Source organism: Curtobacterium uvaldense (assembly GCF_028307415.1).
In the GTDB taxonomy this organism is placed as follows: Bacteria; Actinomycetota; Actinomycetes; order Actinomycetales; family Microbacteriaceae; genus Curtobacterium.
Genome location: NZ_JAQMHU010000002.1, coordinates 84,759 through 103,815, shown reverse-complemented (window position 1 = coordinate 103,815; position 19,057 = coordinate 84,759). Strand labels below are relative to the sequence as shown.

General features: G+C 68.7%; 17 protein-coding genes. 3 read left to right on the top strand and 14 right to left on the bottom strand.

Features of this window, described 5'->3' with window-relative positions:
• Positions 1 to 67 precede the first annotated feature (67 nt).
• The 4 genes from PIJ49_RS02090 to PIJ49_RS02075 all read right to left on the bottom strand — a co-directional run bounded on the left by PIJ49_RS02090 (position 68) and on the right by PIJ49_RS02075 (position 4,722).
• Positions 68 to 1,213: a hypothetical protein gene (locus PIJ49_RS02090; RefSeq protein ID WP_271825488.1), complete on the bottom strand. Its 1,146-nt coding sequence runs from the start codon at positions 1,211 to 1,213 to the stop codon at positions 68 to 70.
• 53 nt (positions 1,214 to 1,266) lie between these two features.
• Positions 1,267 to 3,189, bottom strand: coding sequence for a hypothetical protein (locus PIJ49_RS02085; protein ID WP_271825486.1), 1,923 nt, complete (start codon positions 3,187 to 3,189; stop codon positions 1,267 to 1,269).
• Between the two features lie 40 nt (positions 3,190 to 3,229).
• On the bottom strand, positions 3,230 to 4,015 hold the full coding sequence (locus tag PIJ49_RS02080) for a L,D-transpeptidase (RefSeq protein ID WP_271825483.1): 786 nt from the start codon (positions 4,013 to 4,015) through the stop codon (positions 3,230 to 3,232).
• A gap of 95 nt (positions 4,016 to 4,110) precedes the next feature.
• Positions 4,111 to 4,722 carry a RusA family crossover junction endodeoxyribonuclease gene (locus PIJ49_RS02075; RefSeq protein ID WP_271825480.1) on the bottom strand — a complete coding sequence of 204 codons (612 nt, stop codon included), beginning with the start codon at positions 4,720 to 4,722 and terminating at the stop codon, positions 4,111 to 4,113.
• Between the two features lie 576 nt (positions 4,723 to 5,298).
• On the opposite strand from PIJ49_RS02075, the gene PIJ49_RS02070 reads away from it, so the two are divergent.
• Positions 5,299 to 5,445, top strand: a complete 147-nt coding sequence (locus PIJ49_RS02070; protein WP_271825479.1) for a hypothetical protein — start codon at positions 5,299 to 5,301, stop codon at positions 5,443 to 5,445.
• 30 nt (positions 5,446 to 5,475) lie between these two features.
• Here the strand turns inward: PIJ49_RS02070 and PIJ49_RS02065 are convergent, their stop codons facing one another.
• Positions 5,476 to 5,598, bottom strand: coding sequence for a hypothetical protein (locus PIJ49_RS02065; RefSeq protein WP_271825478.1), 123 nt, complete (start codon positions 5,596 to 5,598; stop codon positions 5,476 to 5,478).
• On the bottom strand, positions 5,595 to 5,840 hold the full coding sequence (locus PIJ49_RS02060; protein WP_271825476.1) for a hypothetical protein: 246 nt from the start codon (positions 5,838 to 5,840) through the stop codon (positions 5,595 to 5,597). The genes PIJ49_RS02065 and PIJ49_RS02060 overlap by 4 nt, the downstream gene beginning before the upstream one ends.
• A 262-nt stretch (positions 5,841 to 6,102) precedes the next feature.
• On the opposite strand from PIJ49_RS02060, the gene PIJ49_RS02055 reads away from it, so the two are divergent.
• The gene (locus tag PIJ49_RS02055) at positions 6,103 to 6,348 is read left to right on the top strand and encodes a hypothetical protein (protein WP_271825473.1); all 246 of its coding nucleotides are present in this window, start codon (positions 6,103 to 6,105) and stop codon (positions 6,346 to 6,348) included.
• 47 nt (positions 6,349 to 6,395) lie between these two features.
• Here the strand turns inward: PIJ49_RS02055 and PIJ49_RS02050 are convergent, their stop codons facing one another.
• The 8 genes from PIJ49_RS02050 to PIJ49_RS02015 form a co-directional block, all read right to left on the bottom strand.
• A complete protein-coding gene (locus tag PIJ49_RS02050) occupies positions 6,396 to 6,776 on the bottom strand; it encodes a hypothetical protein (RefSeq protein WP_271825472.1) in 381 nt (126 codons plus the stop codon).
• A gap of 122 nt (positions 6,777 to 6,898) precedes the next feature.
• Positions 6,899 to 7,951, bottom strand: a complete 1,053-nt coding sequence (locus PIJ49_RS02045) for a hypothetical protein (protein ID WP_271825471.1) — start codon at positions 7,949 to 7,951, stop codon at positions 6,899 to 6,901.
• Between the two features lie 261 nt (positions 7,952 to 8,212).
• A complete protein-coding gene (locus tag PIJ49_RS02040) occupies positions 8,213 to 8,734 on the bottom strand; it encodes a hypothetical protein (RefSeq protein WP_271825470.1) in 522 nt (173 codons plus the stop codon).
• Between the two features lie 57 nt (positions 8,735 to 8,791).
• Positions 8,792 to 10,516, bottom strand: coding sequence for a cell division protein FtsK (locus tag PIJ49_RS02035; protein WP_271825469.1), 1,725 nt, complete (start codon positions 10,514 to 10,516; stop codon positions 8,792 to 8,794).
• Between the two features lie 3 nt (positions 10,517 to 10,519).
• Positions 10,520 to 11,548, bottom strand: coding sequence for a hypothetical protein (locus tag PIJ49_RS02030; RefSeq protein ID WP_271825468.1), 1,029 nt, complete (start codon positions 11,546 to 11,548; stop codon positions 10,520 to 10,522).
• A gap of 171 nt (positions 11,549 to 11,719) precedes the next feature.
• Positions 11,720 to 14,068: an ATP-binding protein gene (locus PIJ49_RS02025; protein WP_271825466.1), complete on the bottom strand. Its 2,349-nt coding sequence runs from the start codon at positions 14,066 to 14,068 to the stop codon at positions 11,720 to 11,722.
• 197 nt (positions 14,069 to 14,265) lie between these two features.
• The gene (locus tag PIJ49_RS02020; RefSeq protein WP_271825465.1) at positions 14,266 to 15,339 is read right to left on the bottom strand and encodes a hypothetical protein; all 1,074 of its coding nucleotides are present in this window, start codon (positions 15,337 to 15,339) and stop codon (positions 14,266 to 14,268) included.
• A gap of 413 nt (positions 15,340 to 15,752) precedes the next feature.
• On the bottom strand, positions 15,753 to 16,331 hold the full coding sequence (locus tag PIJ49_RS02015) for a hypothetical protein (protein WP_271825462.1): 579 nt from the start codon (positions 16,329 to 16,331) through the stop codon (positions 15,753 to 15,755).
• 830 nt (positions 16,332 to 17,161) lie between these two features.
• Here PIJ49_RS02015 and PIJ49_RS02010 point away from each other — a divergent pair.
• Positions 17,162 to 19,036 carry an ATP-dependent DNA helicase gene (locus tag PIJ49_RS02010; RefSeq protein ID WP_271825460.1) on the top strand — a complete coding sequence of 625 codons (1,875 nt, stop codon included), beginning with the start codon at positions 17,162 to 17,164 and terminating at the stop codon, positions 19,034 to 19,036.
• Positions 19,037 to 19,057 lie beyond the last annotated feature (21 nt).

Genomic DNA, 19,057 nt, shown 5'->3' with positions numbered 1-19,057 from the left:
AGGATGCCCTCCGCGACCAGCAGGAGGGTCTGTGCACGCCGACGCGCCCCAGCGGGGACTGCACGACTCACCGGCGGCCTTGCGTCGCGGTGGGTGCGCAAGCCTCCGCGGCCGCAGCGTGGAACTCGTCGCGGCCGATGTGCTGGTGGTCGCCGACGTCCAGCTGCCACGCGAGCCACAGCTCGTCCGGGTCCTGGAGCCCGACCCGGCGCTGATACCCGGCGACGACGTCGACGGTGTCGATCTGCTCAAACGCCAGGTCCGAACGCTGGTCCGGCACCTGTAGCTGGGGGGCGTCCTCATCGGCGTCCGGCATCGCGTGTGTCGGTACGAGCGAGCTGACGCGCAGCCGGGCTGTCAGGGCCTCGCGCACGCGTCGGATGCCGAGCGCTTCGGTGCCGCTGATGCCGATCTCTCGGCAGCGCTCCAGCACCTCTTCGGGCGTCGCGTCGGGGCGCAAGGTTGCGGCGACACGACGGATGCGAGGACCGAGCGAGGAGTCACCGATCGCGGAACGGATGCGGCCGTCGGCTTGCCGTCGCACGTTCGTTTCGAGGTAGGTCGTCAGCGGCACTCGGGCGACCGCCGACGCGTCGGAGGCGTACTTCCGGAGGAGGTTGCGGGTCAGCGGGGGGATGGACCGTCCCTCCTCGATCTGTCCGTAGAGCATGCTGACGGCGAGGCGGTCGATGGTGAGCCCGTCGACGACGCTGTTCTGGAACTGCGGATCGCTGTACAGCGTGATCGCGCCGGAGCTGCCGAGCTCGGTGCCGATCGACATGCTCACCAGGTGCAGCTGACGGCGCACGAAGGGTTCCAGCGCGTCCAGCATCGCCCATTCGGCGAGCTCACCGTCACCGACGACCGCGGACAGCGAGTCCGCGGCGACGGGTGCAAGAGCACCGTCCGGCCAGTCGCCAGTGACGACGACTTCCCCTGAGTGGGAGACGGTGAGCTCGGCGATCCGCGTGGTTTCCGATTGCTCCCGCTCGGCGGTACGCCACGAGATCGGCGTGCTGACGCCTCGGAGCACGCGCACCACCTCGCCGCCGCCCCAGATGATGCGTGACTCGACCCGGACGCCGTCGACCGTCACTGTGCCCCACAGGGGCAGCAGGACGGCAGCTTCTCGGCGCCCGAGCTCGTTTCCGTGATCGTGCTCGGCCGCGGCAGCCGCGATCGACCAGCTCAGCCGCGAAATCCAGGAGCGCATCAGTCGACGGTCGGGGCACCCTCCGCTGCTCGTGTCGACGGTGGACCGGCGCGTCATCGGCTCATCCAGCCGAACAGTCCGCGACGGCGCGACTGCCGACGGTCGTCGTCGGGTCGAGGGGCGAAGCGCTCCTGCCCGGTGACGGCGTGCAGCACGTGCCGGATGACCGGCCCCACCTCGGGGAGGTCGGTTCGGAAATCTCCGGTGTTGGTTGCCTGCCGGTAGGCCGGCTGGGTGAGGATCGCGCCGGCGAACATGCCGTTGGTCTGCAGCGCGCGCTCCGCTTCCTCGCGCGCCTCGGCCGGGAACTCCTTGAAGTCGCGCCCGACTACGAGAACACGAGATCGCGGCACGCCGTCGCGACCGACGAGCTCGTCGAGGCGTTCGAACAGATTGTCGGCGCTCGTGGCCTTCGAGTCGTAAACCCCGACGAGCCATCCGCCATCGCGGAGGCGTGGGATGAGCACCTCCGTGAAGATGTCGGACTGAGTCGACTCGAGGATCTGCGTATCGACCACCACGAGGTCGGCAAGGCCGAGCGCATGGTCGATGGCCTGCCCGTAGGCGGAGGCGGTGGTGCTCTCCGCTGCATCCGCGGGCGGACCGAAGATGGTCGCGAACGATAGCGGCGCGGCACCGGACGCGGCCCTGTAGGGGCTGTACTGCTCCGGCCGCACCAGGCCTGCGGAGGCAACGCCGGTGCGGACGACGTCAAAGACGGTGGGCACCGTTCCCTCGGGGATGCGCATGCGCTTGTGCACGTCGGGCTGGCCACGGTTCGCGTCGACGATCACGGCCTTGAGGCCGGCCTCGGAGGCGACCTTGACGGTGTCGATCGACGTCGAGGTCTTGCCGACGCCACCGGATCCGGCGATCACGACGACGAGCGTCCCACGGCGGGGGCCGAGGCCCGGCATGACCGCGGTCGGCGTCGCGGCCGGAACGCTCGACACGGTCGGAGCGGCGGGGACGACCGGCACGGTCGCCGGCACGGCCGCGGTAGGCCTGGAAAGGTCCGGGCTGTTCGCCGGTCCGGCCGCCGATGTCGCTGAGGGCGGCGTGGGCGGCGTGGGCTGCGGCGCGACGGGATGAAGGGCGGGCGCAGCGGGATCGGTCGGCACCGGCTCGGGCGCGATCACCGGTTGCGGCGTTGGCGCTGCCGGAACGTTGACGACGGGCACCATCGGCTGCCGCTGTGCCACGGGAGTGGGCTGCGCCTGCGGCTCGGTCGACTGGGGCGAGAGGAGGTCGCGGAGGAAGTCCGGCAGATCATCGTCCGGCCCCCGCTCGGAGCCCGTCTCCTCAGCAGCCGGGGTCGCGGCCGCTGGCGCCCCGGTCTCTTCAGACGGCGAGCTCGCGGCCAGCTCGTGCGTCTGCTCAAGTGCCCGCTTCGCTTCTTCGTCTGCCGCCGCCCAGGACTCAGCAAGTCGAGCGTCCTCGGCGGCGGCTGCCGCGACTCGAGCGGCCGCCGCCGCCGCCTGCTCTGACCCCTCACCGTCCGGCGCCGGAACCGCGACGGCCGCTGACTGCACCGGAAGCGGCGTGGGAAGCAGAACCGGGACCGGGACGGGCGCCACGGGTTCCGGCTCGGCCGAAGCGATCACGATGTCCGCGGCTGGGACCGCTGCTGCTTGAAACCCAGCGGCGAGCATGATATCGCGGATTGTCGCCGGCACCTGGACCACGACGGTCCGCGGGCCGACAGCTGAGGAGAGGGCGGCGTGTTGAGGACGCGTCGCGACGACGACGGTGTGCGTTCGCGTCGACAGCGACCGCAGGTAGAGGTCGAAGCCGTCAGCGTCGGCGTCCGAGAGGTCGGCGATCACGGGGGTTGCTGGTGCGGTCTGCAGCTCGGCGTTGATGGCGGCCGCTGCCGCACGGAAGTCCGGTCCGTGCACGGTGCGGAATCCGTTGTCGGCGAGAGCCTTGGCGAGCTCGGCGCTGCCGAGGACGGCGATGGTCGGTGGGGTGGTCACGATCTGTCCTTGATGTCGGTGGGGTCAGACAGGTGCTGGCTCAGGGGGTGATGGTCACGACCGTGCCGAGCGGCAGGGCGTTGATGGCTGCGACCGCGTCGTGATCGAGTCGGAGGCAGCCGTGGCTGACCGCACCAGATCGGACGTCGTTGTAGTGCGCAGCGATCACCCCTCCATCGCCCCCGGCCACCGGAGTGTCTTCGGTAGCTGCGTGCAGCGATGTCAGTTGGATCGGTTCGTCGCCGGTGCCCTGCTTCGGATCGACGTACCGAGCCTCCAAGTAGCCGGACACGGCGCTCGGCGTCGGGTTCTGCGCGGTTCCGATCGCGACGGGGAAGCTCTGTTCGGATCCGTCCTCGGCGACGGTCGCCAGCGTGCGGTTCGTCAGGTCGACTTCTACGCGCGAACGCACCTCATGCGTGTCGACGATCTGCTTTGACTGCACCCACGCCGCGCTCTGCGCCGGCGCGTCGCCGCCTCGTTGACTCGGCAGGGCGACCCGCGCGGGGGTCAGGATCTTCGACCACGCTCCACGGGTGTCGACCACCGTGATCACGGCGGGCTTGCCGAGGAAGTCTGTGCTGTCCAGGCGAGCGACGGCCCTCTTGCGGTCGGCGCCATAGAGCGGAACGGATGATCGGATCGTGCCGACGGAGACGGCCTCGGTCACGGTGCTGCTGAACGGCATGAGGCCGGGCACGACTGCCTTGTAGTCCGCTACGGGCAGCGCCAAGACGTCGGCGATGGTCTCCGCCGCGCGCTGCTGTGATGCGCTGTTCACGGATGCGGTCGGTGCCGGCCCGTCAGCTTGCGAGACGACGACCACAGCGGTGACGCCGAGACCGACGACGAGCGCCGAGCAGGTGAGCGTGGCGATGAGCTTCGTGCGCCGGCGGCTCCGGCTGGTCGTTGGGGACTGGGTCATGATGTGCTCCTCTGCATCTGCAGGTCGGTGAAGAAGGTGGCGCTGTCGAACGGCACGAGCGGCGCGTCCGCGTCGCCCCAGTCGGGGCTGACGGACCACACGGCGATGCGCACGCCGGGCACAACGAGCTCCCATGGGTGCGCGAGGGCCGAGTCCGGTTCGGCGTACCGCACGCGCGGGAAGAGGTCGGTGATCCGCGCGTCGTCTTCGTACGTCCCGGCTGCGCTCAGTGCGTCGCAGATGGCCCGGGTGAGCTTGTCGAGATCAGGCTTCGTGTCCGGCATGATGCGGCGCCGCTTCGGGGCGCGTTTCGGCTTCGCGACGTAGAACTCAGCGGCGATCACGACGGGCCCGGAGATGGGCGTCCAGGGCCTGAGGTTCGCGGCGGCCTGCGTCTGCATCGCGACGTGGCGTACGCGCTCCCGCCACGGTTTCAGGGCTGGGTTGTCGGACACCAGCTGCGTGTAGGACTGCCCTTTCCGCGGAACGGGCTTCATCGATCCTTGCGGAATCGGGTCGCCGTACACCTCGAGGACTACGGCCGGAGCGTGGGACGGCATGCGCGCCGCGCCGCTCGTTGCGCTGAGGGGCCGCTGCTCAATGGTCATGTCTCTCTCTATGCAACGCACGACGCAAGCTGCGACGCGGTGCACTGGGTCACTCTCCGTGCCCGCTGCGGCAGCTTCGAGTGTCGAAGTGGCGCGCGGCGCCTTGGACTACTGGCCGTATACCGGATCGGCCCTTGCGCCGTTTGCCGCGGGTTCGCCGCTTTCGCCGATACGGTCACGCCGCTGTCGGGGTCTCCGACCTTCTTGGCGATGAGGGGCGAGTACCGGGCGGTGCGGATCCGGCTCCGGGGTGCCGAGGCGAAGGAGCGCTACCTCGGGTTCGTCGGCGGCCTTCCCGGGTGTCTGCACGGCGACGCCGGTACTGCCGCGGCTTTCGCAGGGTCTTCGCGTTCGCGCCCCCGCAAAAGCGGCAGACGGAGCGGCCGGCAATCTCCGGCAGGGGTCACCGGCCCGAGTCGACGCGAAGCACCGCCCCGTGCCCTCCGGACTGGGGATGTAGACGATGCACTGCGGCGGTGGAGACTTCGCAGACACGTCGTGCTTGAGCCAGACGCGGGGACGACCAGGTGGGGAGGGCCGATGCCACTGCGCAAGCACGCCGCGCAGATGCGGGACATGTACGCCAACGAGATCGTCGCTGTCCTCTATGCAGGCGGGACGCCGACGCGCCAGCAGATCGAGGCTTGGGCGAGGTACAACGCCGCAGCACAGAGCGAGAACCCGGGGGCGGTCCTCGGCTCAGCATCCACTACTGGGGACTGACGCCAAGCTGTGAGCGTGAACCGACGACCGCTACAGAGCGCGGTCCTCGTCGGGGTCATGCTCGTCGGGGCGCTTCCGGTTGAGTCGTGGGCGGATGGCGGCGGCGATGACCACGAGCACGACTAACGCGCCAGCGAGGACGACGCCGGTCACGCGTTAGGCCCCTCGACGTCTCGCTTGCGTCGTCGTGCGCTGGTGAAGTCGTAGCCGAGCACCAGCGCGCCGCCCATGACCGCCAACATGGGGACGACCACGTTGTCGTCATGCGCGAGGCCGACGATGGCCAGCACGAGGCCGAGGATCACAGCGATAGAACCCGTGATTAGGCTCCTCGTGAAGAGGGCGCGACGCGCCGGCGTCTGCTCGCCGGGGACGTCGTCGTTGTGCAGCTCCACGAGCCGAACGTAGGACGCGCACGCCGCGGTGTCCGCCGACCTGCTGCGTCTCTCAGGAGCGGCCGGGCAGCCGATCCGGCTCAGGATCGACCCAGCATGATGATGCGGACGCATCGGCCTCGCAGCGAACCCGAATCGTCGGGAGGGCGATGCGCCCTAACCCTCCCGCAGGCGACTAGGCGCCCCCGTGTAGACCGTTCGACGCCGAGCGGCCTGCCGACTGCCCGATGCGGCAACCGGACAGCGTCGATACAGTCCCGTCATGAGCGACGACGGCCGACCGGGCGACGACGAGAAGCCTCGCCCCGCTCAGCGAGCGCAGTGGCTTTTCGGCAGACCGACAGTCGGATGGTCCATCGCCGGCAGCGCGGTCGGCGTGATCTGGGCGCTCGTGGCACTCCTCAATCACCACGGGCTGCTCGGCGTCATCGCAGCGCTCTACCTAGCGGTATCCCTCGCGCGACTGATCTACGCACTGCGCATCCGACACCGACGCTCCCGCGACTAGGCCTCCATGGGGTCGTGCACGGGCATGGGGTCAGTGCTGTCCGACCGTCACTCCACCCGGGTTCGCTTGAGCTCCTCGTAAGCACGGCGAAGGCGCTTCATGCACATCACCACGACTGCGAGCAGGTGAGCTGCCACGAGGACGAGGGCGGCTGCTACCACCGGCTCGGTCGGCACGAGCACGCCCTTCGCGTCGTGCGACTGTGTCGCAGCGATAACGAGAGCAGCGGCGGTCAGTGCGAACGAGACCAGGACGGCGTAGACGACGTTGGAGAATAGCTCGTCGATGAGCACCGGGAGCCGAGCCTGTCCCTGGACTCGTGGGTCGTGAACGAGGCTCTGCCGGAGCTGAAACACGTAGACCACGACGCCGAAGAGGAAGCCGGATAGCACCGAGGCGCCGCCGACGATTGCTGAGGCGTCGTTCACCCGACCGCTGAAAACAAACGTAGTGGCGGCAAGGGCAACTGGAGCACCGAGCTGCAGTGCGATCGCCTTCCACAAGTAACGGCCGTTCGCCGCGTTGCGGAGGGTTGCGAAGTGTGGGCGGATCAGTCCGTTGGTGCGGCGTGCGGCTCCAGTCTCACTGCTAGAGCGTCCGACGACCACTGTCCTTCCCGCCACTTGTCTTCCCATGTCAAACCCATGCCCTCGTAGTAGTCCTTCGCCTCGCTCTGAGCCTGGCGAAGGAACTCGGTGTCGGTGATTGCCGGGGAGCCGTCCTCGTTGAGAACGACGCGAAGGGACGGCACCTTCTCTTGCTCGAGCTTGAAGGTCTTCTCGCGCCCGTCCCGCCTGACGGTGACGATAGTCTCGTCCACCGACCTTTCGGAACCGAAGCCGATGAACTGCGACGTCGAGATCTTCCGCTTCCGAAGAGCGTCCCAGAACCACCTGGGAAGCATCCTGTCCTTGCCCTGGGGGACGACAGTGTGCTGCAACTGACCGATCGGCTGTGCCACCGCGCCGAGCTCATCGGCGATGTCGGGCACGAAGCCGTAGGAGACCGCGGTGACTGAGAGCAGATCCGCCGCCTCCGCCCACACGGCTGCCTCGAGGACCGTGTCTACGTCGAACATGAAAGTCCCGTGAGCAGCAGCCATTGAGCGCTTGAAGAGGTCGATCAGTTGCGTACCCGCACCGCCGGATCCTTGCCGTTCGACTGCGAAGACACCGGTCGTCGAGCCCGGTGGCACGGTGAACGCAAGCCTCGTCCTGACAGTCGCCGACTCAGACGTCGTGCGCCGGTGAGAGGTTTCGTGAGTCTCGACGTTAATCGTCTGTCCGGACTCGCCGTAGTACCCCGACTCCGCCACGATCAACACGGTCTGGCCGTACGTTGCGACTCGTTCAATCCGGAGGTAGCGGCTCTTGCGGTCATCCCGGAGCACGTCACGGTTCAACTCAACGAACAGTCCGTGGAAGGACTCAAGCGCGCCCACGCCGTCGATGTCGTCCAGAACGCCGAAGTTCTGCTTTCGGTTCCTCCCGGGCCGGCATCGGAAGGTCTCGAGTCCTAGCGTTCGACGTGGCACAGCGTTCCTCTCCGGCCCGAGCTTCGGGTCTCGAAGAAGATAACTCATCCTCAGGAGCTTCCAGGACACCTGAAGCAGCAAGTCAAGGTGCGGGGGCGCAGACGGTCGACGGGTTCGTGGATAGTGCGGCGGCCTTCGAGGGAGCGGAGGGTGCGGGTGTGCTCGCGGTACCCGACGACCTGCCACGCCTCACGTCGGCAGGTGACGGTGGAGCCGGCGGGGAACCGCACGGCTACCGGCGGGAATGCGATGACGCGACGAGCGCGAGCAGGAGGAAGCCGACCAGGACCACGAACCTGGTGCCGGGGCTCAGCGACGATGCCGTCCCGCCTATCCGCCCTGGATGAGCAGTTCCGAGCCGGTGATGCTCGCCAGGGCCTCGAGGTAGGTTCGCTCAGTGCTCGGGTCGAGGATCGTGACCGCGGCGCCCGTGGGCAGAGCGGTTGCGGTGTAGGGCGCGTAGCTGGTCGCCAGCAGGAGCAGCGGGGTCTGCTCGTCGCGCCATTCAGCGATCGCCACCGCCCGGTCCTTCTCCGTGAACATGGCTGTCAGCTCGTCTTCTGAGAACTTCCGGCCTGCCGCCGTCGCGTCGGCGGCCGCGATCGCCTGGGCGCCAGCGGCGTGTTCAGCCAGGGAGTCCAGGCGCGCGATCAGCGCCTCGTCGCTGTCGAGCGTCGGTCCGTCCGGATCGATCGCGATGGGGTACCCGTCGATGACCGCCGCGGTGATCTCGGTGAGGGTGTCGGCGAAGACCGCGGAGCCGTCCGAGCGGACGAATGCGCAGTGGAACGGCTCGCCCTCGTTCTTCGTGGGGACGAGCGCGGAGTCGGGTTCGGTGCTGATGAGGGCCATGAGGGTGTCCTTCTGGTTCCGGGGGTTCGTGTGTTCCTATGCAGCGTCGGTGAGCGTTCAGCGCGCGGAGGCGGCTTCGGCGTTGCGACGAGCGCGTTGAGCGGCGGCCTCTTCGACGGCGGCATCGTGCGCTGCCGCGGCGGCACCAGAGAGCCCGCGGACGTTCGGCGTACCGCCACCGGTACCCGCGGCACTTCGTCCGCGAGACGGCGGCGGCGGGGTGTCGAGGTCGTCCTCGCGGGTGGGATCGAAGCGCGCGATGTCTGCCGGGCTCGGTTCCTGGCTGTCCGTGGTCGGGACCCGCAGCTCCTCGAGGGCCGACTTGAGGGCGTCGACGGGCGCGTAGTAGCCCTTGTACACAGCGGATGCCTGCCCGCCGAGCTCGGCGCACCCGACGCCGCGGGCGGCCCCGGCGTCCTCAGCGATGTGCTGCGGGACCAGCGGCACCCGGTCTTCGCTGGAGAACGCTTGCGCACGCTGCGTCTTCGTCTGGTTCGAACCCTGCAGCAACACGTGGTTGATCAGCGCCTTCACGCTCGGCCCGATACCGGTGTTGTTGTTCGTCACCTGCGACGCGAGCAGCACGTGCATGCCCATCGCGCGCTGCTCTCGCATGACGCGCTGCAGCACATCCTCGATCGAGACGCGCACGAGGTTCGACATGATCTTGCGCTGCACAACCGGATTGTCCTTCGGGACGCCGGCGGGGAGACGCTCGGTCACGATGAGGCCGGAGAGCTCGTCGACGACGATGAGGATCGGCTTGTACCGCTCCCCCGGTCCCAGGTCGCGCCAGCCGAGAACACCGTGCTCCTCGTTGTAGCGCGCTCGGCGCTTGCCTTCCTCGTAGCAGAGCTCGAGGGCTGCCAGCGCTGCCAGGTCGGACTCGCAGCCCCACCCTCCGGGCCGGACCCAGGGCTTGATCCAGGTGAAGTCGTTCTTTTTGTCCGGGATGTCGACGATGACTAGTTCCCCGCCGGCGGCTTTCCAATCCGTGATGACGTCGTTGATGACGACGCTCTTGCCGCCGCCTTGAATGCCGGCGACCATCGCCATCTGCCCTGCGGTCCAGTCGATACCGACTTCGCTCAGCGTGTCCTCGCCGGGCGGAGGGAGCGCCACGCCGAACGGGGAGAACTCCGTCGTCATGGTCGACAGCCGCGGGACCGGGAAGGCCACGGTGTTCGGGAACGTCGGCAGCTCCCCCGGGATGATCGACGCGCTCCCTGCTCGCGCGTCGGTCCGCAGGTACCAGCCGGGCCGGCCGATGATCGCGGTGGCGACTTCTTCGAGAGAGGCGTTGTGCTTGCTCGGCTGGTAGCTGCCGGGAAGCTCGACGTCGAAGCCGCCGTCAGGGCGGTCTGCGACCTGAACCTCCCACGGCTTCACGCGGAGCGCAGTCGAGACGGCGCCCCTGCAGCGGCGAGCGGGGTCGCTCAGCCGGCTGAGGGTCGCGGTGCCGAGGTACGGGTCAAACTGCGTCATCACGAACCCGCGATGCTGCGGATCGGATTCGAGGCGCGAGGCGACCTTCTCGCCGTCTGCTGGCTTCGTCCCGCGTTCGAGCCCGACTCGGTAGGAGTCGCTGCTGTCGTCACGCAGCACTTCCGTGACCGCTGCCTGGCGGACGAGGGTGAGGTTCCCCGTCGTCGGGTCGAAGGACTGAACGGCCCACCCCGTGCCGTGCATCGGTTCGATCGCTTCGAGCACCTTCGTGCGATGCTCGTCGCGAGTGGGGTCGAAGCCACGTCCGGGTTCCAGGGTGAGCCGTTCAATCGCCATGTCTCACACCCTGCGACGACCGCGGTCCTCGCTGACGGTTCGTGCGGCGAGGGCGCCCTGCAGCAGCAGCTTGGCCCAGAGCTCGGATCGCTCGAGCGATCGCAGTGTCAGGATGTGGTCGTCGTTGAACACCGTCCACAGGTCGATGAGAGCGCTCGGCACGTCCGGGCCCTGTCGGACAACGTCGCCGCGACGTGCACGGGCGCAGGCGTTGAGTGACTCCATCACAACCTCGGGGCGGCGCGAGATCACCTCCTGAAGCACCTCGGCGACCTCGGCGCACAATCCTGAAGCGTCCAACTGCGGCAGGCCGAACGACTCAGCCGCGACCGCGGATTCGGCGATGAGGCGTTGCGGGCTCCCCGCAGGAGCGGCTCGGAGCGCCTTCGCCCGAGCGACGAGGATCCGGGAGACCTCGTTCCCGCGCGATGGGCAGCTCACCGCCTCGACGTCGAAGTGCACCAGCGGCGCAGCCGCGGGGTGGCCCGCCGCAGCTGCCGCCTCGAGGTCATCGATGGCGCCGGGGCGGGATCCGGCGACGCGAGATGCGATCTTGCCGGCGCCGTTCGGGCCTTCGAGGAACTTCCTCGCCCAGCCGACGATGCTCGTGCCGCTCGACGCGGCTCGGATCAGGCTGAGGCCGCCGTCCTCGACCGGACGCAGCACCTGCCACTCGAGCATCTCGGACAGTCGGCAGGCAGCGTCTTCGATGACGGTGTCCCGATGGAAGCGGCGGTGTGGGGACAGCGCGCGCTCGATGAGCGCGAGGTCCGGGTCGGAGAGGAGGTGGAAGATCCTGCGGCGGGCGAGGAAGACTGGGTGGGACTGATCGGCGACGACGGGTTCCATCCGGAATCCGGTCCCGAAGCTCGACCAGTCCTTCAGAATCTCGTCGACCGGGAAGGCGTCGATGCCGTCGTTGGCGATGAGGGCGAGAGCAGCGGTGTCGGTGATCTGCTCGTCGATTGCGGAGGCGATGTCGATCTTGGTGGAGACGGTCTGCCTGGTGAGTCGGTGGTACAGGTGCGTCATGCAAGGGGTGTGACCCGTGAGCCGAGATGTCTCGTGCATCCGGACACATATCGTTGGTCGCAGAGGAAAGCGCCCCTGCTCGCGACGCACCGACTACGTCACGAGCAGGGGCGCTCGGGGCCCCGGACGCCGCGCACCGACTACGCCGCGTCCGGGACGTTCAGGGCGCCGTCACGAGCGGAGGAGGCGCCGGAGCACGAGCGGGCTCGCCACCGCCTCGGATGCGTCGGCAGCGGCGATGCGCTTCTGCTCTTCGCGCGCGCGGATCTGCTCCGGCGCGGTGCCCGAGAGTTCAAGGAAGGCTTCGGGCAGGACGACCTCGACCGGCGCAAACCGGTTGTCGATGTCGGTGTAGTACACGATCGCGCCACGTTCCACGACGCGGGCGCCACCAGGCGCGCGGTGCCAACGCGCGCCCATGTAGTGCTCGGTACCGCGCTTGGCCATGATGCGTTCGACGACATCGGGGCTCTGGATACCGGCAAACTCGGCGCCCGCCTTCGCCTCGTCCTCGTCGCTGATCAGACCGTTCAGATGGCGACTCGTGTAGTTGCCGAGGCCCGACTCGAGCGGCCCGGACGGCGTCTGGTTGTAGATGGCGAGGAGCACGTCCTTCTGCCGCGCGAGACGCCCACTCGCTTCGAGTTCGTCCTGAGCGCTGTGCTCGGCCATCCACGCTTCGTCGAGGTGCAGCACCCCAGAACGACCGGAGAGCGCCATCACGGACCCGCGCACCATCATCCGCACGAGCGCGGTCGAGATCCGGACGCCCGGTTCGGCGCGCTCGATGTCGAAGCCGCGTTTCTGCTGAGGCAGCTGCATGGAGGCGCTGCCGACCTTGATGTAGGTCAGCCCGTCGAACCCGTGGAGGCTGGCCTCACCGGGTTCGCTGCCGATGAGGGTTCTCGCCATGACGTACGTGTCCAGGAACTGCCAGATCGGCCCGACGAGCTTGCTGGACACAACCCCGGCCTCCTCGGCCATGCGGAGCGCCTGCCCCGTGGCGCGGGCGCCGTTGCGCACGCCCCACATGATCGCGTTGGTGACGCTGGTCATCGCGCGGTCACGTCGGTCGTGAGATTCCCAGGGGTTGACGCTCCGCAGGAGCGAGCTCGCCAGCGCGACTCCGGTGTTGCTGTCGGGCACGATGCGAACTGGGTCGAGTCCGCCGTCGACGCCGATCACGGTGTCCATGGAGTACTCGCGGTACTGGTCGGCCGGCAGCGTGCGGAAGACCGGCGACATGTCCGAACCCTCCTTCAGGTCCACGACGAACTGCGGGACGCCGAGCATCCCCCACTGGTAGGCGGTGAACTGCAGCACCTGCGTCTTGCCCGAGCCGGTCGCAGCGCTCATCGCGAGGATCGGCAGCGTGTCGGAGTCGGACGCCGCCGTCGACGAGATGTAGGCGGGCTGGCGGTCGCGTTCGGTGAATCCGAGGAGAGCGAGTCGACCTCGGGAGTCGCCGACGGCGGAGAGGTCGGGGATGCCCGCGTGCGCGACGAGGGTGGCAGGCACGTCGTGCAGGTGCGGGTTCGCGCGGACCTGGGAGCACAGCATCGAGTCGATCCACGCCCCGGTCTGGCGGTCCTGCATCGGGTTCAGGACGAGGTTGCCGCCGAGGGTGGAGACGTCGTCGATCTGGCCCTCGAACGCGATGGTGACCGTCGTGTCGACGAGGGTCGGGGGCGCGGTGTTCTTCGCCACCCCGTAGCTGTCCTCCATCTCCTGGACGCTGCGCTGCATCTCGTCGTGCTCGGCTCGGGTGCGGCCCTTCTGCTGCGACTGCTCCTCGAGCGCGTTCTCGATGGTGCGTCGCTGCTTCGCGAGCTCCTTGCGTGTCACGCGGGGCGGTTCGATGAGACCGCGGATCGAGATCATCCGGGCGCCAGCGTCGAGCAGGCCGCATGCCCAGCGTGCGTGCTCGCTGGCGATGGACTCGAACCCCATGTCGAAATCTTCGACCGCGGCGAACGTGACGTCGGCCCGGTTGGTGCGCCCGTTCCAAGCGTCCGCGTCCGGCCATCCAGCGCAGCTGTCGAACTGTCCGCCGGTGACCCGGTGGACTTCCTTCATGTTCCGGAAGAAGTGCAGGTGGTCGGTGTGGGGAACGTACGGCGTCGCGGCGGATCGGCCGCCGTTCCACCAGGCGTTCGCCCATCGGTAGTCCTCGGAAGTGATGGGCGGGAGCCCGGATCGGTTCAGCGCTTCGTCGACGAGCCGGAAGTCGGCGTCGAAGTCCGTGATCGGCGCTTCCGACTCGAGGAAGGTGTCGGCGACGGAGTCAAGGAGCGTGCGCCACGAGCCGGCCTGAACGCTCGCCTTCAGCCGTACGCCGAAGAGCGCGATCCGTCGCGGTACGACGACGTCCCGGAAGTGCTGGTTGAGGTACGCCGCGGCGGAGCCCTCAGCGGCTTGGAACGGGGTGGGTACGTCGATGAGCTTGATCTGGAACTCCCGGTAGGAGCGCTTCGCGGTACTTCGCGAGCGGGCGACGCCGAGGCGAGTGAGCTCGCTCATCTCATAGAACGCGCGCTCGAGCGACGCGCCGGCGAGGACTGAGTCGCGCGGATCCCGGGTGTCTCGTATGGGCTGCATCGGGATCGAGCGGAACGCCCACAGCGCGCCGCCTTCTCCGGGCACGCGGCCGCGGCTGAGGGGGCGGCGGGAGCGGGTCTCCCAGATGGGCCGGTTGGGCAGGTTCTGCGCGCGTGGCATCAGCGGTCACTCCCGTCGTCGGAGGCCGGCGTTGTGTTACGGGCGCCGGCAGGTTCCTGGTTGTTCGTCGCGAGGGCTGCGCTGATCGCGTTGCTGTACGGCTTCAGCGCAGGGCCGGCGCCGGGGCCGCCCCAGGCCACGACACGTGGCGACGCGGTGTTCGCGGCGGCGATGAGGACGTCGTAGCTGACGACGGTCCGGGCGCTGTCGTCAGCGTTGCCACCCCACCGGGGCGTGAAGGTGACTCGCGCGATGAGGGTGGCCGGGTCGTCGTCGGCGCTTCCGTCGGCTGCGGGCTTCGCGGCGGCTGCGGTCACCTTCACGTCCGACGCGTCGGCGCCGCGCAGCGGCAGGTAGGCGTGCTTCTTGCTCGGGTCGCCGACGACGAGGCGCAGCGCGTCCGGGTCGTTCCCGGTGAACGCTTCCGCCCAGGCGCGGACCGAACTGCCGACCGCGTCGTTCGGCGTCACGCTCGGCCAGCCCGACCAGGTCTGGGCGCTCGAGGCGGCGCCGTCCTGCAGGCTTGACGTGGTCGGCAGGAGGGTCGGCGTCCCCGTCACGCTGGCGATGCCGGCTCGACTGATGCGCACCTCGACGCTCGATGAGTACAGCGTCGTGGTCTTCTCGTCCGTGACGGCGAGCGTGAACTGGTCGACCTCCGTCGTGGTCCCGCTGTCGTCGCCGGTGGTGCCCCGCTTCGTGGTCGCTGCGGCCTTCGGCAACGTTCGGTAGCCGTCCCAGCTGAGAAGTCGCGCCCCTGGCAGCGGTGCGGGCTTGCTCCCCAGCCAGGCCTGCATCGCGGCTGTCGCGGCGGCTTTGCCGGGCGAGGAGTTCGCGTCGGTGGAAGAGGCCTTGGCGGGTGCCGGGGCTGCCTTCTCGGCGGTGAGGTTCCCGACCAGCGAGAGGAGGATGAGCGGTGCGAAGACGAAGATCGCAGCCTTCAAGAGCCGGCGCTGCGCCTTCCGCCGGAAGGCGGAGTAGCGGACCACCGGTGCTGCTCGGTTCTCGGTGAGGCGGTCCTCGTCGGCAGCTCCGTCCGCGCCCCAGGCGCCGTTGTTCTTCTGCTTAGACATGTGGCCTCCTAGGCGTCCCACGGTGATGGCGTCGAAGCGGCCGCTCGGGCGGACGGCCCGCTTTCTGCGTGCGGCACGGTCTGACCCCAGGGCGCGCTGCGGACTGCTTCGATGCCGCCGCGAGCTTCGATGCGGCTTCGTGCGGTGGCTGCGACCACAGCATCTCCGTCCGTGCTCAGGGCGATCAGGGTGTCGCCACTGATCGCGGGGTCCGCCGCGAGGGCCGCTCGGATGGTCGGATTCGGGCTCGTGAGGAGGGAGCGGAGACAATCTGAGCACCGCAGCTCGCCGTCGGTGACCGGATTGCGGCAGGGGTGCCAGACGTCGTGGTCGCGACCGACCGGGAGGTGCCGGCCCTCCGGGATCTCGGCGCCGACGAAGCGCCAGGAGCGGCAGCGGGTGGGCATCAGGGTCTACTTCCGGAGGATGGCCCGGACGCGCTCCGTGGCCCGGAGCACCTCTGGAGCCTTCCCCAGCGCGGCACGAGCGATGCCCTTCGCGATGTCCGAGGTCTTGGGGGCCGCGCGGCCTTCGACGACGGCGAGCTCTCGGAGGAGCTCCCAGACTCGGCGGGCCTCGGCGCTGTCGAGCGCCATGACGGTCGACATCGCTTCGAAGGCGTCGGGAGCCGATGCGATCAGGTCGACCCGATCGAGCAGCCGCAGGTCGGCGCGCGCGGTGGTGGTGACGAAGACGGCGATGTCCGCAGCGTCGGCCTTCACGCCGCCGCCAACGACCAGCGCTGCGGCCGCAAGATCGGAGGACGGTTCTTGGGTGAGCCGCTGGTACTTTTCGATGCTCCGTCGGGCGACGAGGCGGGCGTTCACTGACCGAGCGCGTCCGCCGCGGCCGGCTTCGGCCTCGTCGTCGGCGCCCTCGCCAGGAAGCGCTTCTGCGCGTTCGGTCGGTTCGTCGCGGTCGCGTGCCCGCTCGAGGTCCTCGTCAAACACGGGCTCGAAGGTCTCGAGGTCGGCTGCGGTGTCGGTGGTCATGTCGTCTCCAGGGTGCGTGGCGCCTGCTGTCCAGCGCTTCCCTGAACACCCTGCGACGACTGCCGTCCGTCGCCGACTGGCACCTTCGAACCAGGCTTTCTCTGGCCGAGCCACATGGCCCTGAACAAACCTGGTCACCTCGGATCGGCGTCAGCTCGCGGATCGGCCTTCTACTAACCAGATAACCAACTTTCTTCTGAAGAAATGTATGTATATATGTATAGGCGCGAGTTGGCGTCCATCCATACGGGCGCATGGATGGACGGATACTCTGTCGCGCAATGCGTGTAGAAGGCATATGGGTGCGCGGAGAAGCCTGGTTTCCTGGTCTGAGCGGGAAACCCCAGTTCAGAAGCGCGAGTGCACCTCGGCGGTGATTTTGGCCAGCCAGAACATTCCCTGGTCCTCCAGTCGCTGAAAGCAACGAAGTCTCGGCGTCGTGTGCGCCGGCGGGTGGCCGGTGCATAGAGACAGTCGTGACCACGACGACCAGATCCGTACCGACGCCGATCGAGTTCCTCAGCGCGTACGTGCGCGAAGCGACAGGCCTTGACGACGCAGCACCTCGCGAAGGACAGGAGCTCGCTTTCGGCGCAGCCGTCGAAGCGCTGCAGGCGCGCGCCCACTTCGTCGGAGCACTGCCCACCGGATCCGGGAAGTCCGCCATCGGCCTCGCCGCCGCTGCGCTCCGGTTCTTCGAGGCAGGCGAGCGGACCGTGATCAGCACCGAATCACTCTCACTGCTGCAGCAGATCGTGCAGAAGGACGGTCCGACGATGTCCCGAGCGTGCGAAGCCCTCGGACTGCCGCCCCTGCGAGTCGCCGCACACATGGGGATCGGCAACTACCTCGACCCCAGGCAGCTGTTCAGCACCGCGAACCTGCTCGCCGGCAGCGAGGCAGTGTGGGACACCGCCGAGCTTCGCGAAGGCGTCGCCGCGGCCACCGCCGTGCCGTCGGCAATCAACAGCTCGCAGGTGTGCCTCGAGCGCCTGGTCGCGCTGGTGTCGTGGGGCCTTGACCAGTACGACGACGACGACGCTGCCGGAACCCGACACGAGTTCGACGGCGATCACACCGGAGACGAATGGGCCCTCGTCAGTGCGGGCTCGGCTAATCAGGCGTCGAAGGACGACGACACCCCCTACGTGCCGAAGGCGCTCCTCGCCCGTGCAGCGTCGTGCGACGCGGACGTCGTCGTGACCAACCACACGCTCCTGGCCCTCCAGGCCACCACAGGCCGCCCCATCGTTAACGGCAGCATGAGCTGCGGAGTGTTCGACAACATCATCATCGACGAGGCGCACGCCCTCGCGCCGGAGGTGCGCAAGCGCGGCGCAGCGGAAGTCTCCGGCCGCCTCCTCCACAGCCTGATCCGAGCCGTCGAACGCGTTGCCGACGGACCGGCTGTGACTTCGTGGAGCAGCGGCGGGGCGATCCTCGCCGATCGACTCGAGCAGAGCATCGCGTCGCAGCTCGACCGCGGCGGGAAGCCGCTCCGGATGGGCGAGCTCGACGATCCACTAGCGGCAGTCGGCGACCACCTCGACGCCTGGGTCGGCCAGGTGAAGGGCCTGGTGCGCAACGCATCGCAGTCTCCGCACACGGCGACGGCGATGGGCGCCATCCGGGCGCTGGAACGAGCCGAGGAGCTGCGGGAGGCCTGCGATGCTGTCCGCGAGCACCGGGTTGGTCGAGCACGCTGGGTGCAGGCTGATGAGCGCCCGCAGGCTTCCGTCCGCTGGAGCAGCGCGCAGGCGTCCCCCGTGGATGTGTCCGGCATGATCCGGCGCAACCTCCTCGTCGGGCCCTCCGAAGTCGGCGAGGAGCCTCCGGCACTCGGGGTGATCTTCATGTCCGCGACGCTGCCGGACAACTTTCAGTTCGAGGTCGGCGCGAACGTGCCCGCGATCGAGTACCCCTCGCCGTTCGCAGTGGCTTATCAGTCGTCGGCGCTCTACATCCCCGCGGTCGTCAGCACGAATCACGCACGGGAGGTCCCCCGCCTCACCAGCGAGCGATGGGGCAAGCGCAAGTTCGACACGCAGATGCACACGACGTGGGCGGCTGAGCAGATCAACGACCTCGTGGAGCGCAACAACGGGTCGGCTCTGATCCTCGCCGCGACGTCCGCCGCGGGGCGCGTGTACGCAGAGGCGCTCCGTGGTTCGCTGCCGACCGACGTCGACGTCTTCTCGCAGTGGGACGGAGCCACATCGGCTGCGCTACTGCAGCGCTGGCGGGAGAACACCTCCAGCGTCCTTGTCGGCACGCGAAGCCTGATGACCGGTGTCGACGCGCCAGGAGAGACCTGCTCCCTCGTCATCCTCGACCGGATCCCCCGGTCCCCGTCGAACCCATCGGACGATGCCCGCGCGGAGGCTGCAATGGCACGTCTGCAGTGCGACAAGTGGACCGCCGACCGGCTGATCTACGCCGCAGACGCGGCCCTGCTCGAGAAGCAGGCCGTCGGGCGGATGATCCGGTCAGCGTCCGACTCCGGCATGGTCGCTGTCCTCGACCCGAGGCTCGTCCGCACGCAGGTAGGAGCGGCGAACGGTATCGCCTACCCCGAGCCGACGCGGCAGGTCTACGCCAAGCCGCTGCGCGCGTTCTCCCGCCTGATCCTCGACCTCGACGAGGCGTGCGAGTGGCTGAGCGCACGTCGGGCCGGGCTTCGGAGCGAGCAGAGCGATGCCGCCTGACGCAGCAGTGACAGCGCGGTG